The sequence below is a fragment of the Streptomyces sp. NPDC031111 genome (assembly GCF_055570675.1).
The window spans coordinates 285694-303163 of the sequence record NZ_JBVIGS010000006.1 but is presented as its reverse complement, the minus strand read 5'-3'; the positions used below and the strand labels follow the sequence as shown (position 1 = coordinate 303163).

General features: G+C 72.6%; 6 protein-coding genes. 1 reads left to right on the top strand and 5 read right to left on the bottom strand.

All coding sequences use genetic code 11. The annotated features are described in order from the left end of the window. Positions 1–27: 27 nt before the first annotated feature. A complete protein-coding gene (locus ACZ470_RS15715) occupies positions 28–813 on the bottom strand; it encodes a thioesterase II family protein (protein ID WP_468427455.1) in 786 nt (261 codons plus the stop codon). Between the two features lie 185 nt (positions 814–998). On the opposite strand from ACZ470_RS15715, the gene ACZ470_RS15710 reads away from it, so the two are divergent. Beyond that, positions 999–2225, top strand: coding sequence for a cytochrome P450 (locus ACZ470_RS15710; RefSeq protein WP_468427453.1), 1227 nt, complete (start codon positions 999–1001; stop codon positions 2223–2225). Here ACZ470_RS15710 and ACZ470_RS15705 read toward each other — a convergent pair. Genes ACZ470_RS15705 through ACZ470_RS15690 form a run of 4 tightly spaced genes read right to left on the bottom strand, consistent with a single transcriptional unit; the run spans position 2215 to position 17406 of the window. After that, positions 2215–4152, bottom strand: a complete 1938-nt coding sequence (locus ACZ470_RS15705) for a Gfo/Idh/MocA family oxidoreductase (RefSeq protein ID WP_468427451.1) — start codon at positions 4150–4152, stop codon at positions 2215–2217. The genes ACZ470_RS15710 and ACZ470_RS15705 overlap by 11 nt on opposite strands. Then, the gene (locus ACZ470_RS15700; RefSeq protein WP_468427449.1) at positions 4149–5291 is read right to left on the bottom strand and encodes a saccharopine dehydrogenase NADP-binding domain-containing protein; all 1143 of its coding nucleotides are present in this window, start codon (positions 5289–5291) and stop codon (positions 4149–4151) included. The genes ACZ470_RS15705 and ACZ470_RS15700 overlap by 4 nt, the downstream gene beginning before the upstream one ends. Beyond that, positions 5288–10756 carry a non-ribosomal peptide synthetase gene (locus tag ACZ470_RS15695; protein ID WP_468427447.1) on the bottom strand — a complete coding sequence of 1823 codons (5469 nt, stop codon included), beginning with the start codon at positions 10754–10756 and terminating at the stop codon, positions 5288–5290. The genes ACZ470_RS15700 and ACZ470_RS15695 overlap by 4 nt, the downstream gene beginning before the upstream one ends. Continuing rightward, the gene (locus tag ACZ470_RS15690) at positions 10753–17406 is read right to left on the bottom strand and encodes an amino acid adenylation domain-containing protein (RefSeq protein WP_468427445.1); all 6654 of its coding nucleotides are present in this window, start codon (positions 17404–17406) and stop codon (positions 10753–10755) included. Before ACZ470_RS15690 ends, ACZ470_RS15695 begins: the two co-directional genes overlap by 4 nt. Positions 17407–17470: the final 64 nt, after the last annotated feature.

The window sequence follows — 17470 nt, the reverse complement described above, 5'->3', positions numbered from 1 at the left end:
GTGACGTCCTTTCAGGTCTCACAGGTCTCAGGGGGTGCTGGGCCACGTACGCGCGGGTCGGCGGAGGCCGAGACCCAGGTCCCGGCCGATCGCCTCGACCAGCAGGGCGCGTTGGGGGACGAGGAAGAAGTGACCGCCGTCGAAGGCCGTGACGGTGAGGGGGTGCCGTGTGGTGCTCGACCACGTCTCGGCGTCCCGCGCGCCGCACTCGGGATCCTCGGAGCCGAAGAAGACGCTGACGGCGCAGTCCAACGGCTCGGCGGAGGACGGCCGGTACGTCTCGATCAGCCGGTAGTCGCTGCGGACGTATCCCAGGATGGCGGCCCGCAACTCCGGGTCCGCGAGCACCTCCTGGGGTGTCCCGCCGTAACGCGACAGTTCACCGATCAGCGCGCTGTCGTCCTGGTGGTGGATGTCGCCCACCACCGCGTGATGGGGTGATGCCCGGCCGGCGGCCAGCAGCCGGACCGGCGCCCGAAGGCCCCGACGGCGCAGCTCCAGAGCCACTTCGTAGGCGACCGCGCTGCCCATGCTGTGGCCGAAGAGGGCACAGGGCCGGTCGAGCATCGGCTGGAGCGCGTCGACGACTTCGCGCACGAGCACGTCCATCGAGCCGACCGGGGTGTCGGCGAACCGGTCCTCCCTGCCCGGGTACTGCACGGTCACGTGCTCGATCTCGTCCGGCAGCAGGCGCTGCCAGGGACGGAACGAGGAAGCCGCGCCGCCCGCGTGCGGGAAGCACACGAGCCGCAGACGCGCTTCGGGCCGAACCACCGGCCTGCGCAGCCAGGGTCCGAGAACCGACTGATTCACCAATTTCTCCCACCGCGAGTCGCACGGGGCAGTCATGCTGCCACCGCCCGAGCCAGTCCATCATCAATCCCAGATCCCGTCCAGCCTTTCTGAAATATGTTCAAGTAAATGCGTTACTTTTCTGTAGCAACCGATGATGACGGTGGTTAGGATGCCGATGTCGCCGTACGAAGGATTTGACAGCCATGACTGAAACCGATGCGGCCGGCGCCGCTTCCCGCTCCTTTCCGATGGTCCGCGGGTGCCCGTTCGCCCCACCGGAGGAGTACGCGGAACTCCGCGCCCGGGGTCCGGTGTCCCGGGTGACCCTGCCGACCGGCCGTCAGGCCTGGATCGTGACGGGCTACCAGGAGGTCCGTGCGGTACTGGCCGACCCCCGGGTCAGCGCCGACATCCGCCACCCGAACTTCCCGGCGCTCGTCGACGGCGAGCAGGAGGTGGGCGCCAGGACTAGGCCGTTCATCAGGATGGATCCACCCGAGCACACGCGGTTCCGGCGGATGCTGCTCGCCGAGATGACCGTCCGCAAGGCGCGCCGCATGCGCAGGGACATCCAGCGCGTCGTCGACGAGCGCATCGACGAACTGCTCGCCGGCGGCCCGCCGGTCGACCTGGTCACCCACTTCGCCCACACCGTGTCCAGCACGGTCATGTGCGAGCTCATCGGAGTACGACGCGCCGATCCCTGGTTCCGGCGCGTCACGGGAACCCTGGGCTCCCAGGTCTTCGGCGGCGGCGCCAGCACCGCGGAGGGCGCGGCGGAGGGCATCGGCGCCCTGTCCGCCGTGATGGACGGGATCATCGCGGAACGCGAGACGAACCTCGGCGACGACCTGCTCAGCAGGCTGATAGCCGAGCGGCTGCGGACGGGCGAGGTGAGCCGGGAGGAGCTGATCACGACCATCGCGATCCTCGTCGTGGCCGGCTGGGAGACCACGACGAACCAGATCGCCCTGAGCGTGCTGGCACTGCTGGAGAACCCGGACCTGATCGCGGAACTGCGGGCGGACCACACCAGGTTTCCGGCCGCCGTCGAAGAACTCCTCCGCGTTCTCTCGGTCGGCGACTCCATCGCCCTGCGTACCGCCACCGAGGACATTCATTTCGGAGAGCACGTGATTGCAAAAGGCGATGGAATAATTCCGCTCTTGGCTGCAGCAAATCACGACGAGAGCATCTTCGACGCGCCCGAGAAGATTGATTTCGAGCGGGCAGGAAAACAGCATGTCGCATTCAGTTACGGCATTCACCAGTGTGTCGGACAGAATATTGCCCGCCTGGAACTGGTGACCGCCCTCAGCACCCTCCTGGACCGTATTCCGACGCTCCGCGCGGCGGCTCCCCTGCACGCGGTCCGGTTCCGGCACGAAGGGATCGCCTTCGGGCCGGAACAGGTACTCGTCACCTGGTGACCACCGGCCGTTCCGCACCCCGCAGCACACCCAGGTGCGGAACGGCCGCCCCATGGGGCGCCGGCGGTGCCTCGAGGGCCAGTCCCGCCTCCTCCGCGATCCGTTCCAGGGTCACCGTGTGCCAGTGGTACGCGTCCCGTACCTCCCGCACCACTCGTGTCCCGTCGAACACACGCCAGGTCGTCTCCAGGCGCATCAGCTCCTCACCGGCGGGCTCGCCGGCCATCCACCACTCGTAGCGCAAGCCGCCGAGCGTGGCCTGGCGCAACCGGGTCGCCCGCATCGACACCGGTGTGTACAGCCCCATGAGTTCGACGACGAGCGGAGCGCCGGGCGCGAGACGGTCGGCCAGGTCCCGCAGCAGCGCACGGCGCCGTTCCGGTTCCAGGTGCCCGAGCATCCCGCAGGCGACCGCGCCGCAGATCCGGTCGGGCAGGACGAGGTCGTTCGCGGCGTCGGGCAGGACCGTCACCCGCTCCCCCATCCCGGGGTCCTCCGCGAGCCGGCTGGTGAGGATGGCGCGCATACCGGGCGAGGGCTCGGCCGCGACGATCCGGCAGTCCGGGTAGGCGGCGGCCATGTGACGGGTCACCAGACCGCTTCCCGCGCCGATGTCCAGCAGCGGACCGGCTTTCGGGTCGATGCCGGCGAGTGAGGCGACCACCGCGGGGCCGGTCCGGTCCGTGTGCTCCCGGGCCCCGAGGTCGAAGAACTCGGCGGGCTGGGTGTACCCGGTGCCGGGGGCGTCGCCCTCGGCACCGGCGGACTCCCGCACGGCCGGCGCGGGTGACGTGCCGCCCTGCACCGGACCGCCGGTGACGGTCAGGTCGGCCACGGCCAGCGGAGTGGGCGCGGGCGGGCGGATCAGTTCGGGAGGACCGAGGCGGGCCATCAGCTCCCGCCAGACATGGAAGACGGCCAGGTCGTGCTGCGCGGTACGCAGGACGTCCGCGCCCTCCCCGATCGCGTCGCGCAACGCGCTGAGCGCGTCGGTCACCGCCGACGGCCACAGGTCGGAGAAGACCCCGTCGAAGCTGTGCGGCTCCTGCGCGGGATCGCCGACGACGGAGTGCGTCGGCAGCCTCAGCCACTCCGCGCCGGGGCCGGACCGGAAGACGAGCCGGTGCCCGTCGTCGCGCGGCGAGTGCATCCGGGGGTGCCAGAGCACCGGTCCGTGGGTGTCCGCGAGCGTCAGCACACCGCCCTCGGTGGCGATGGCCACGCGGTGCCAGAAGAGCGCGTGGTTGTCCCGGTCCCCCGGATGGATCTGGTTCTGCACACGCAGCGTCAGAGGCGCTCCGGCCAGGGCGCCGTGCAGCGTCCGCACCGGCACCCGTCCGTCGGACGCGGCGAGCACCTCGCCCCCGACGGCCGTGACGTCTCCGAGGTGCCACGGGCGCAGGCCGCCGAGCGCCCGGCCCAGGATGTCGACCAAGGGGGCCAGTACGTGCACCGGGGCCGCCGCGTCGACGTACAACACCCGTTGCTGTTCCCGGAGTTGACGTGCCGCTTCGAGGAAGACGCGTACGGGCTGCACGTGGACGTAATGGGTGTTGACTCGGTACTGGAGTTTGCGTTTCCTGGCGATGCGCAGGGTGTCCGACAGCTCGTCCGGATGCAGGGGATGCTCCTGGAGCACATGCACCCCCCGGTGCAGGAGCGCCTGGCTCAGTTCGGTCCCGGACCCTCCCATCACGGCCGACGGGACGACGACGCAGGCCACGTCGATGTCGTCCGGCAGCTCCTCGACACCGGTGTGGCAGGGCACGCCGAGCCGCTCGGCGGTCTCCCGGGACTGGCTGCTCCCCTTGGCGAGGATGCCCGCCAGTTCGAAGTCCGGGTGCGCGCGTACGGCATCGATGTAGAACCGGCCGAAGTTGGTGCCGGCCACCACCGTCCGCAGCGGCCGGGAGGGGGAGGCGTTCACAGCTCACCGTCCTCGAAGTCGTCGCCCGCCCGCTCGCCGGTGTGGACTTCGCCTTCGTAGACCGAGAAGTCCGCCGCCCCGGTGCGGGTCAGCTCGTCGATCGCCCCGGCGGGATCCAGGACGTCTCCCGCGAAGTGCAGACCGGGCGGGACACGGCCGGTCCCGAGGGCGCGGACGGTGTGCGCGGCGACGGCCGCCGTCAGCCGGTAGCTGTCGTCCGTGCGCACGACGGCGGTGCGGCGCCGGTCCGGGCCCGACAGGGTGAGCACCAGGCGGTAGTAGGGCTCGGCGCCCGCCAGGTCGATCTCGCCCGCCCGGATGATGCGCCGGACCAGTTCCTCCCGCTGCTCGGGCGTGTCGACGGGCAGGGTCGGAAGCGTGGTGAACAGGGCGCGCACCTGGCTGCCCGGGAAGACGTTGTACCACTCGGCCTCGGCCAGGCCGGTGGCGCGCGCGCCGCGTTCCGTCTCCGCCGTCAGCAGCGGCTGCACGGCGACGCGTTGCGGGTAGTGCGGCACCTCGGCGTTCTCGTCCACGCGCAACGCGCGCGGAACACGCCGGCCGTTGCGCCAGGCGGCCAGCGGATGCCCGTAGGGCTCGCCGCCCGCGCCGCCGACATCCAGCGAGAGCAGGATGTCGGCGGCGACGGTCGCGGTGGCGCGTTCCAGTCCACCGGCGTAGGCGACCAGGCGCGTCGCACGGGTGGCGTCCCGCTCGGCCAGTTCCGTCAGCCGCCGGTGGATCAGGAGGGAGAGGCCGGGCACGGTGCCGGCGGACAGCACGACGGTACGACCGGCCGGCACCGCGCCGGTGGCGGTCAGCGCCTCGTGCACCGGGTCGTCGCCGAGGACGTCGACGTAGTCGGCGCCCGCCGCGAGGGCGGCCCGGGCCACCGTGTCCTTCAGCGCGTAGCTGGGCCCGGCGCAGTTCACGACCACGCGGCAGCCCTTGCAGAACGCGGCGAGCGAGGCGGAGTCCAGCGCGTCCACCGCGCGGGTCTCCACGTCGGCCCGGTCCGGCTCCACGCGGATCGCCTCGGGCCTGCGGGCGCCCAGCCGCAGTGGCCCGTCGCCCGCTCGCGCCAGGGCGGCGACGGCGTGGTGGCCCACCGCCCCGGACGCTCCCAGAATGCCGATCACGCTTCCATCCCTTCGATGATCTCCCGCAGATGGCCGAAGACGGTCGGCACGTTGTCGCCGGTCATGCAGGTGAAGTGCTCACCCGGGATCTCGCGGCTCTCCAGGTCGCCGAGGCAGATCTTCGCCCAGTGGTCGGTGATGGTGTCCGCGCTGCCGGGGAAGGGGTACGCGCCGTTGTGCCGCAGGAAGGTGATGTCGCCCGCGTACGGTTCGGCGCGGTGCCGGCTCAGCGCGTAGGTGCTCTGCTGGTAGGTGCGCAGCGCGCGCAGCAGTCCCTCGGGCTGGTAGGTGCCCTCCAGGGCGGGAGGCAGTGCCTCGCACATCCGGGTGACGCGGGCCATGCGCGGCAGCGACTCGAGGTTCGTGAACGCCTCGGCGATGTCCGCGTACTCCCCGTCGAGGTCGGCGAGCGCTCCGTCGACGATCGCGTCGGGCGAGCGGTCGAGTACGGCGCCGACCGCGGCGCCCACCCGGTCGGAGTCGGCCGGGAACCCGATGTGGGCGTGGTCCATGCCCATCATCAGGGAGAACGAGTACTCGGAGAGCAGTTCGTCGTCGATCCGGAAGGTCGGGCTGTGACTGCTGATGACGGTGAGGCTGCGTACCTCCGCGCCGGCCTCCGCCAGGCCGCGCGCCACCTCGGTGGCGATGACACCGCCCACGCAGTAGCCGACGACGTCGAAGGACGTGTGTCCGGCGTCGAGCAGGGCGCGCACGTACCGTGCGGCGAGGCGGTCGATCAGTCCGTTCGGGTCGGCGTTGAGGAACGCGTCCAGCTCCGGGATCTCCAGGCCGACCAGTCCGTTGCGGCCGGCCGTCCTGTTGCGGATCTCGGTGATGAGCGGCCGGTAGGGAAGGAGCGTGCCGGTGCCGGCGTGCACCAGGACGGTCACCGGCCGCGACGGGGATGTCTCCACCAGCGTGACGATCGGGGATGCCTCGCTGCCCTCGCTCTGCTGGTCCGCCGAGACGTCACGCAGGTAGTCGGCGAGTCCGGCGACGGTGGGCCGGCGCAGCAGGTGCCGGAGGACGACCTCCCACTCCAGGTCCCATTCGAGGCCGTCCAGGCCGTCGAGTCCGTCCCTGAGCCTGCCGACGATGCGTGCCACGAGCAGGGAGTCCCCGCCGAGGTCGAACAGGTCGTCGTCGCGGCCGACCTCGTCCAGCTCCAGCAGTTCGGCCCACAGGGCCGCGATGGCCCGTTCCAGTTCGTCCCGGGGCCGGCTGGAGGCGGGTGCGTCGGCCTGCCGGTCGGTCTGCTCGGCCCAGGTCTCTAGCTTGGCGCGGTCCAGTTTGCCGTTCGCGGTCTTCGGCAGCTGATCGAGTATCTGCCACCGGGTCGGCACCGAGTACTCGGGCAGCAGTTCCGCGCAGCCGTCGCTCAGTTCCGTCACCGCGACCGGTGCCCGGGTCGGCTTGGGCCGCGCGAAGTACAGCCGCTGCCCGTAGGCGGCGGCCTCCTCCGGCCCGGCGGGGAACTCGGCGGCGATACGGCCGTCCTGCTCACCGAGCAGGGCGGTCCACTGGCCGGCGGTGAGGAACGACTGCTCGTTCGCCGCGCGGACGTCGGTGAACGGTCCCGCGTGCTCGGGGAGGAACTCGGTGGAGATCCGCAGGGCGTGGTCGTCGTCGCCCGCGTTCTGGAGCAGGACGAGCCAGCCGCCCGCCGTGACCAGTGACGCCAGCCGGGCGAGGGCCACCTCGGCGTCCGGGATGTTGTCCAGCACGCCGACGCAGATCAGCACATCCACGGAGTGGGGCAGGAAGCCCTGCTCACGGGGGTCCTCCGAGGGGTCGAAGGAGGCGCACCGGACCCGCGGGTCGTCCGCGAAGCGCTGTTCGACCCGGGAGCGGTGCCGGGGGGACGGATCGGTGGCCAGGTAGTCGAAGGCGGTGTCTCCCAGGGCGGGCACGAGCTCGGTCACGGCGCCGCCGCCGCGCAGGCCGACCTCCATCACGCGCAGGGGGGTGCCCTGCGGGTGGTGACGGGCCATCTCCGTGACGCCGGCCACGAGCACCCGGTGCAGCGCGTGGGCCGCGGGGTTGCTCTTGTAGGCGGCGTCGAGCGCGTCGGCCGAGGCACCGGCGAACGGCAGGTCCACCGGGTCGGCCCGGCCGGTGAGCAGGGACGGCAGGATGCGGGCGCAGTCGCGGACCATGGCGAACAGCTCGGGGCTCCACTCCGCCTCCCGTTCGCGTGCGGCCGCGTCCTCCCACGCCTGCTCGGTGGCGCCGGGGGCGGGGACGGTCAGGTCCCGGTAGCCGCCGGCGTCCTCCTTGAGCCTGCCCGCCGCCACCAGTCCGCGCAGCCAGCGGCGGACCAGACGGTGGTGCGCCGGGTCGACCTCCAGTGCCTCGCAGATCCGGTCGGCGGTCCGGGGCTCTTCCGAGCCGACGAACGCGGGCGCGAGCGTGTCGCACATGGCGGACAGCGCGGCGGCGTCCAGCGCCGTGCGGAAGGCCGTGAGGGCGGACAGGTCGACGCTCTTGGCCGCGTCCCGCATGGCCTGCTCGAAGGCGGCCAGGAGCGGGGCCGGCACCGGCAGCGGTTCGCCGAGGTGGGCGGGTTCGACGAAGGCGGCGAGCGTACGGGGGGTCGTCCGGCCGGCGTCGCCGCGACCACCGGCCACGACGACGGCCGCCGCGCCGACGGAGGGGAGGGATTCGACGGCCGCCTGGATCTCACCGAGTTCGATCCGGTAGCCGCGGATCTTCACCTGGGTGTCCGCCCGGCCCTGGAACTCGATGACGCCGTCCGGGTGGTAGCGCCCGAGGTCGCCGGTGCGGTAGAGCCGCTCGCCGGTGACCGGGTGCTGGACGAACGCCGCCGCGGTGCGCTCCGCGTCGCCGAAGTAGCCCTGGGCCAGGCCGATCCCGCCGATGTAGAGGTCGCCGGTGACGAGGTCCGGGCGGGGCCGCAGGGCGGCGTCGAGGACGTGGAAGGTCTGGTTGGCGAGGGGCTTGCCGTACGGGATGCTGCGCCGGGAGCGGTCGGTGGCGGAGACCGGGTGGTGGATGGACCAGATGGATGCCTCGGTGGCGCCGCCCAGACTGTGCACCTCGGCGGCGGGGGCCCAGCGCCGGACCGCGTCCGGGAGGGTGACGGGGATCCAGTCCCCGGAGAGCATCATGAGCCGGATGGAGGGCAGCGGCGGGTCGTCGGAGCGCAGGTAGTCGTGGAGCATCTGGAGCTGCCCGGGCACCGAGTTCCAGACGGTGACGTTCTCCCGCCCGACCGTCTCGGCCCAGCTGGAGGGGTCGCCCCGGCGTTCGGGGTGGGGCATCACCACGGTCGCGCCCACGGACAGCGGGCCGAACAGGTCGTAGACGGACAGGTCGAAGCCGAGCTGGGCCAGGGCGAAGACGCGGTCGTCCGCCGTGACCGCGAACCGGCGGTTGATGTCGACGACGGTGTTGAGCGCGGCGGCGTGGCTGATCATCACGCCCTTCGGCGCGCCCGTCGAGCCCGAGGTGTAGATGACGTAGGCCAGGGAGTCGGGGTCGGTCTGCGCCTCGGGGGCGGCGGCCTCGCTGTCGGGGAGGACGTCCACCGCGATGACCGGGATGCCTTCGGGCCGGTCGCCGTCGGCCAGCCAGGACTGGGTGAGGACGGCCCGCGCGTCGGCGTCGGCCAGGATCGCGTCGCGGCGCCGGGGCGGCTGCGTGGTGTCCAGCGGCAGGTAGGCGGCACCGGCCATGAGCGCGCCGAGGACGCCGGCCGCCTGCTCCCAGCCCTTGTCCATCGTGATCGCCACGATCTGACCGGGGGTGACGCCTCTCGTCGTCAGGGCCCGGGCGACGCCGGTGGCCCGCGCGACCAGCTCGCGGTAGGTGACCTCGCGGTCCTGGTCGTGGACGGCCACGCGGTCCGGGGTACGGCGTGCGGCGTCGAGCACGGCCTCGTGCAGCAGGGCCCGGGGAACCGGGGCACCGGTGTCGTTCACCTGTGCGCGCACGGCACGGGTGTGCTCGGGGAGGTCGATCTCCGCGGGTACGGACCAGCTGCCGGGGTCCCGGGCCAGGCGGTGCATGAGGGCGGTGAAGGCGCTGAACAGGTCGTCGGCGGTGCCCTCGGCGAGGACGCCCTCCCGTACGTCCCAGCTCAGCGCGAGGCCGTCGCCGCGCTCCATCACCTGGCAGTCGATCCAGACCTGCGGCGTCTGGGTCTGGGCGTGCCGGACCACGGCCTCCGGCTGCCGCATGGTGGCGGAGCCGAGGGTGCTGGTGAACACGACCGGCATGAGGAGGGTCCGAGCCTCGCGGAGCCGGGCCATCTCGGTCAGCACCTGGCTGCCCGTGAACAGCGAGTGGGCCAGGTCCTCCAGCAGGTTCGAGCTCACGGTGCGGACGCGGTCGGCGAAGGCCTGCCGCTCCCGCAGGTCCACGGCGAGCAGTTCGACGGAGGTGAAGTCGCCCACCAGCCGGTCGACGTCCTCGTGCAGCGGGAGCCGGGTGAAGGTGGGGAGGTTGAGCATGAACTCCTGGTTGCGGCTCCACCGGCCGATCACTTCGGCGAAGGCGGTCAGGGCCGCGGCGGACATGGGGATGCCCAGCGCCGCGGCGTTGGCCTCGAAGGCGGCCCGCTGCTCGGCGCTCATCACGGTCTCGTACCGGCGGAAGGGGCCGAGGGCTCCGGTGTCGGCGGCGAGCGGCAGCTCCGGAGGGCCGGGCAGGTCGGGGAGGCGCCGCAGCCAGTAGTCGCGGTGCCGGTTGTACTCACTGGTGAGCGTCTGTCGGCGGCGCGCCAGCACATAGTCGCGGAACCGTGCGTTCAGCGGTGTCAGTCGCCGGCCGTGGTACACGTCCTCCAGCTCCGCGAGGACGATCAGGAGGCTGGCGTAGTCCACGACGAGCTGGTCGATGGACAGGTGCAGCAGCAGTGCGTCGTCGCAGCGGGTCATCCGGAGCTCGAAGAGCGGCGGCCGGTCGGTGGGCGGTACCCGTGCGGCCAGTTCGTCCCGGACGTCCGCCACTCGGCGTTCCACGTCCGCCGCCGGGGCTCCCCTCATGTCCTCGACGGGAATGGGGGTCCTGGGGATGCCGGGCAGCACCTCCTGGAAGCCGTCCGGGTGCACGACGGCCCGCAGCATGTCGTGTCGTTCCACGATCGCCCACCAGGCCTCGTCGAGCCGGTCGGGATCGGTGTCGGCGGGGTAGGCGAGTTCGGTGTAGACGTGGCAGGCGACGCCGCCGTAGCCGTAGGCGCTGCCGCGGCCGACCAGGTACGCGCCCTGGATGTCGGTCAGCGGGAACGGCTGGTGTGCGGCGTCGGGTTCGGGGACCAGGCGGGTGGCCTGCGCCCGTTCGGACAGGTGGGCCAGCACGTCCTCACGGCGCGAGCGCAGCAGCGCGCGCCGCTCCTCGGTGAGCGCCCCCTGGGGGGCGCGGAAGCGCAGCTTGCCGTCCTCCTCCCAGAGCCGGATGCCGTGCCGCTCCAGGTCCGCGACGATGTCCTGCGCTTTCATATCTCTCCAGTCTCTTCGGACTCATCAGTGACCCGCGTGCTGTCGATGCGCGCTGCCAGGTCCGCCAGGGTCGATGCCGCCAGGAAGGCCCGTACGGGTACGTCGGTGCCGAAGTCCTCGTTGACGGCTCCGACGAGGCGCAGGGCGGTGAGGCTGTCGCCGCCCTCGCTGAAGAAGTTGGCGTTGCGGTCAGGTGCTCCGGTGCCGAGAAGGCCGGACCAGATGGCCGCGATACGGCTCTCGGTCCCGCCCCTCGGCGGTCCCCCGGCCTCGTCCTGCGAGGCGGCCACCGAGGCCGCGAGCGCGGTCCGGTCGATGTCCCCGTCGTCGGCGACGGGCAGTTGGGCGAGCGTGTCGACGTAGGTGAAGCGGCCGGGTGTGGCGTGCGCCGGGAGGAGTCCCTCCAGGTGCTCGGGGATGCCCGTGGGCCGCTCGCCCGCCGGGACGATCACCGCGTGCAGTCTGCGGTCGTCCTCGGCTCCGGTGACGAGGACCACCGCGCGGGCGATTCCCGGGTGCGTCTCGAGGGCCGTCTCGACCTCGTCCGGTTCGACGCGCCGGCCGCCGATCCGGATCGGTCGCCCGGAGCGTCCGATCAGGTCGAGTGTTCCGTCCGGCCGGTGACGCGCCCGGCTCCCGGTGCGGTACCAGCGTGTCCCGTCCTGTTCGACGATCCGGCTGAGATGTGCGTCCCCGGCCCGCTCGGTGATCCCCTCGTCGCTGACCCACAGTTCGCCGCCGACCCAGTCCGGGCGGTCCCGCCCGGCGGTGTCGACCACACGGTGCCGTCGGCCGGCGAGCGGCGGCCCTGACGGCATGGGCGTCGCGTCGGCGGGAGCCGCTGCGGGCGGCTCGTGTGCGCCGGCCCACAGGGCCGTGCCGGGCACGGTGCTGAGCGAGACGAACCGGCATCCCCGGCCAGCCAGGTCGCGCAGTCGGCGGGGCAGGTCGTGGCCGACCCGTCCGCCCGAGACCATCGCCAGGCGCAGCCGGGCGGGAACGCGGGCTTCGGCCGTCCGCGATTCCGCCTCGGTGAGGAGCCGGTCCAGCAGGAACGGGGTGCTGTTCCACACCGTGACGTCGTGCCGGACCGCGAGCCGCGCGAGCGCCGCGATGTCGGCACGTTCGGCGCTGCCGGGCAGGACAAGTGTCGCGCCGGTACCGAGCAGCCCGAAGACGTCGAACAGGGAGCGTGCCGTGTCCGGTTCGGACAGGGCGATCCCCCGGTCCCCCTCGTGCACCGAGTACCGGGCCCGGATGTCTGTCAGCGTGCTCTGGAGAGCCGCGTGGCTGAGGGTCAGGGGGCCGTGGTCGGTGAGGCGGACGTGAGCGGGGGTGCCGGGGTCACCGCGGAACGGTTCGGCCGGTGTGGCTGACGCGATGACGTCGGAGACGGTGACCGTGCGTACGCCGCCGATGTCGGCGCCGGGCGTTCCGGTGACGACGAGGGTGGCCCCCGCCTCCTTGCAGTGCTCCGCCGCGTCGTCGGCGTCCATCGCGGGCCGCAGCGGCAGGTGGGCGGCGCCCGCGGCCAGGGTTCCGAGGGCCGCGACGATCCGGTCGGTTCCGCCGGGCAGCAGGAGCGCCACCGTGTCACCGGGGCGGACACCGTGCTGGGCCAGCCCTCCCGCCATCAGGGCGGCCCGCTCCGCGAGTTGGCCGTACGTGAGGGTGTCGCCGTCCGGCATGAGGAGCGCCGTACGGTCCGGTTCGGCCTCGGCCCGCCGGAACACGTCCTCGTGCAGGAGGCCGGCGGGGACGGGCCGGGGCGCGCCGGTGATCCGTTCCCGCGTTTCCCTCTGCTCGGGCGGCAGCGTGGCGGGGAGCGGACCGTGCTGCCAGTCCTCGTCGGCCAGCCTGTCGAGCATGCGGCAGTAGGAGTCGAACATGGCGTCCAGCACTCCGGGACGGAACAGCTCCTCGATGGCGTCCCAGCTCACCAGGATGCCGCCGGAGGACTCCGTCACCTGGTTGTCGAGCATGACCTGCGGCGTCTGCGAGATGCCGAAGACCTTGGCCGGGAAGGCCCCGCTCAGGTCCTTGGTCGCCCGGTCGCCCACGCCCACGGTGCTGCTGAAGACCACGGGCATGGCGGCCTCCACCGTGCCGGTGCGCCGGGCGAGTTCCTGCATGAGCCAGATCGCGGACGCCTCCCGGTGATCCAGGTCCTCGCCCATGACCCGCTGGAGCCGGTGGGCGGCGTCGAGCCAGCTCTCGCCGGGCCGGGGCCGGTGGCCGATCAGCGACACCGAGGTGAAGTCGCCGACCAGGCGGTTGATGTGGGGGTGCACCGGCAGCCGGTTGAACAGGGTCAGGTTGACGGTGACCCCGTCCTGGTCGCTCCAGGCCGCCAGGACCTCCACGTAGCAGATCAGCAGCACCACCGAGGGCGTCAGCCCGTGCTGCCGGGCGCGCTCTCGCAGCGTCTCCCACCGGTCGGCCGCCAGCGGCCGGCTGCGGCGGGTGAACCGGGGGCGGGCCAGCGCGGCCGGGTCGCCGGCGAGCGGGAGTTCGGGGGCGGGTGGCAGGTCGTCCAGCCTGCGCAGCCAGTACTCACGGGCCCGCTCGACGTCGTCCTTCTCGGGAACGACGTCGAGGACGTAGTCCCGGAAGGAGATGTCGATGGCGGGCAGTTCGGTGTCCGGATCGGCGTGGAGTGCGTCCAGTTCGGCGTAGAGGGCCATGATGGAGGCGCCGTCGAGGACGATGTAGTCGAGTCCGACGGCCAGCCGGGTCCGCGTGCGGCCGTCGCTCGGGTAGCGCACGGCCCGGATGTCGAAGAGGGGCCACCGGGTGAGGTCCAGGCGCCGGTGGGACGACTCGGCGCGCAGGCCGGTCAGCACGGCGGGCGCCTCGTCCTCCGTGCCGACCTCGGTGACCGGGATGGTGAAGCGGGGCACGTCGCGCAGGATCCGTTGCCGGCCTTCGTGGTCGAAGACCGCGCGGAGCATCTCGTGGCGCTGGATCAGCGTCCGCCAGGCACGTTCGACGCGGGCCAGGTCGACGTCGACGCCGTCGAACTCGCTGTAGTGGTAGGTGCCCACGCCGCCGAGCGGCAGTCGGTCGTCGCGGCCGATCCAGAAGGCGCGCTGCACGTCGGTGGGCGGGAACGACTCGTGCCGGTTGGCGATGTCGCCGGTGCCCAGGGTCGTGGCACGGTGTTCCTGGCGGGTGAGGGTCGCGGCGAAGTCGGCCAGCCTGGGGCGGGTGAACAGCTGGGCGACGCGCGCCCCTCCGACATCGCGGGTGCGCAGGGCGGCGATCACTCGGGTGGCCAGCAGGGAGTCCCCGCCGAGTGCGAAGAAGTCGTCGTCGCGTCCGATGCCGGAGGCGCCGAGGAGTTCGGACCAGACCTGGGCCAGGGTGGTCTCCGCCCAGCCCAGGGGCGGCTCGCCGCGTCCATGTCCGGAGGCCGCCGTTCCCGCCTCCACCAGCGCCGCGGCCTTCTTGCGGTCGGGCTTGCCGTTGGCCGTCAGGGGCAGGGCGTCGACGATCTCGATACGGGTGGGAACCATGTAGGCGGGGAGCCGCCGCGTGAGACTGTCCCGCAGCTCGGTCTCGGTGGGCTTCTCCGTGGGAGTGCCGGCGGCTACGAGGGCCAGTTGCGCCGGTTGTCCGGTCACCAGGGCCACGCAGCCGGAGACGTCGGGCCGGCCGGTGGCCGCGGCTTCCACCTCACCGAGTTCGATGCGGTGTCCGCGCAGCTTGATCTGGTGGTCCACGCGGCCGAGGAACTCCAGTACGCCGTCGGAGCGGTACCGGGCGCGGTCGCCCGTCCGGTACCAGCGTCTGCCCTCGTGCGGGACGAACTTCTCGGCGGTGCGGCCGGGGTCGCCGCGGTAGCCCTCGGCGAGTCCGGCGCCGCTCACCCACAGCTCTCCCGCGACCCAGTCCGGGCAGTCCCTGCCCCGGGCGTCGACGACGCGGGCCCGCATGTTGGGCAGCGGGACGCCCCAGGGGATGGAAGCCCAGCCCGGGTCGACCTCGTCGACCTCGAAGACCGTCGAGTGCACCGCGGCCTCGGTCATGCCGCCCAGCGCGACGAACCGCGCGCCGGGTACCAGGGCGTGCAGGCGTCCCGGGAGGTCCATGCCCACCCAGTCACCGCCGAGCAGGACCAGCCGCAGCGTGTCGCCCAGTCCCTCGGGGTCGGCCTCGGCCGCGGTGAGGGTCATGTCGAGCAGGGCGGGAACGCAGTTGACGAGGGTGATCCGGTGCTCACGCAGCAGCCGGATCCAGTGCTGCGGGTCGCGTTGGGCCGCTTCGTCGATCAGGACGACCGAGCCGCCCGCCGACAGCGGTCCGAACAGGTCGTAGACCGCCATGTCGAAGTCCAGCTCGGCAAGGGCCAGTCCGCGGTCGGACGCCCGCACCCCGAAGCGCGCGTTGATCGCGGCGAGGGTGTTCATGGCGGCGCCGTGGGAGACGTCCACTCCCTTCGGGGTGCCGGTGGACCCGGAGGTGAAGATCGTGTAGGCGACCGACGAGACGGGCTGGTCCAGCACGGGAGGCGCGGGCCGCAGGGCGTCGGCCGCGTCGAGGGTGAGGACGCGGGGCGAACCGCCGTCGGCGCGGGCGGGCGGTTCCACCGCGTCGGGCACGTCGGTCAGCACCGCCGTCACCGCGGCGGCCTCCAGGACGCGGGCCGCGCGCTCGGCGGGCTGGTGGACGCCGACGGGGACGTAGGTCGCGCCGGCACCCAGCACGCCGAGTACCGCCGCGACCTGACCGGCCCCCCTGGTGAGGCGTACCGCGACCGAGTCGCCCCGCCGGACACCGGCGTCGGTGAGCAGCGCGGTGACGCGCCCGGCCCAGGCCCTCAGTTCCCGGTACGTGAGGGGTCGGCCCGTCTCGTCGATCAGCGCCACCCGTTCGGGCTGCTCGGACGCGGCCCGGTGGAACCCCTCGTGCAGGCGCTCGGCCACCGCGGGCGCGTCGGTGTCGTTGACGCGCTCGCGGACCCGTGCCTGCTCGGCGGGCAGCAACGCCCCCACGGGACGGGCCCACGCGTCCTCGTCGTCGAGCAGGGTCTCCAGCAGGTTCCGGTAGGCGTCGAAGGCCGCGGCGGGGACGCCGGGCGCGAACAGCTCCTCCCTGACGTCCCAGTTGAGCAGGAGGCCGTCGGCCAGCTCGGTCACCTGCGCGTCCAGCCACACCTGGGGGCCCTGGGAGATGATCCAGGACGGCTCGCCGAAGGTCTCCCGCACGGCGCGGTCGTAGACCTCTCCGAGGCCGAGGGCGCTGGTGTACACGACGGGCGCGAGGACGGGCGTGCCGCCCGCGGCGCGGGAGAGGTCCCGCAGGACCTCGACGCCCGAGTACGATCCGCGCGCGATGGTTCTGCGCAGCTCCGCCTGGATGTCCCGGGCCGAGTCGGCGAACGGGCGCCCGGTGGAGAGGTCGATGTCCAGCAGGACGGAGCTGCTGAAGTCACCGATCAGCAGTTCGGTGCCGGGCCGGCCCAGATCCCGGTCGAACAGCGGGAGGTTGAGCAGGAACCGCGGCTCGGCGCTCCAGGCGGCGAGCACCTCGGCGAACGCGGCGGCCAGCACCGCCGTCGGGGTCACCCGGTGCTGCCTGGCCCGCTCGAGCAGGACGCGCTTGCGCGGGGCCGTCAGGTGGTGGTGCAGGCGAACGGTGCGGTGGTACCGCGGTGCGGCGGATTCCGGGCTGAGCGGGTCGACGACCGTGGGCAGTCGAGGCGGGGCGCTCAGTCCGTCCAGCCGCTCGCGCCACCAGTCGCGGGCCGCGGCCACGTCGTCCTTCCGGCGCGCCCGGCTCTCCCGCAGGTAGTCCCGGTAGCTGTGGCCGATGTGCGGCAGCGGGGTGTCCGGATCGTCGTAGAGGTGCTGGAGGTCCGCCAGGAGGACGCGCATGCTGGCGGCGTCGGCGCCGACCATGTCGAGATCGATGTGGAGGCGGGTCCGGTCGTCGGGCAGCAGACTGAGCGCGACGTCGAACACCTCACCCCGCTCGACGTCCATGCGCCGGTGGGTGTAGCGGTCCCGCAGCCGGTCGAGCGCCTCGGCGCAGCCGTCGGCCGGTTCCTCGGTGAAGTCGTTGACCGTGATGGCCGGTTGTACGGGCTCGGCGAGGATCCGCTGCCGACCGTCGTCGAGCACCGTGACCCGCAGCATCTCGTGACGTCGGCGGAGCTCGGTCACGGCGGCGGCGAGGCGCTCGGGGTCGAGGCCCCGTCCGTCGAGTTCGGCGTAGAAGTGCGCTCCGACGCCGCCGAGGGGCTGGTCGTCCTGGCGTCCGATCCAGTAGGCGTGCTGCATGACGGCAAGCGGGAACGCCCCGTCCGAGGGCGCCAAGTCCCGCCCCTGTGCGTCCGCTTCGGGCACGTCAGCCCGTGTCGGCTGCGGAGCGTCCGGCTTCTCCGACGCCGGCGTGGCCGGGGCGGCGCTCAGAATGGCCACCCATTCCCCCAGCGTCGCCGCCTCGGCGAGCTCCTCGTAACCGACCCCGATGCCCTGACGGCGCCAGTCGGCCGTGAGCCGGATGAGCCCCAGGGAGTCGAGCCCGAGCTCGAACGGGTCCGCGTCGAGGGTCACTTCCGTACGGGGGACGTCCAGGGCGGCGGCCACCGCCGCGAGCACCTCCGAGTCCCCCAGCTCCGCTCGTCCCGGTGCAGGCGCTTCGCTCACGAGTTCCGCTTCCTCCCTCATCACACCGCCGTATCTTAAATGACAATCATATTCACTTAGCCTA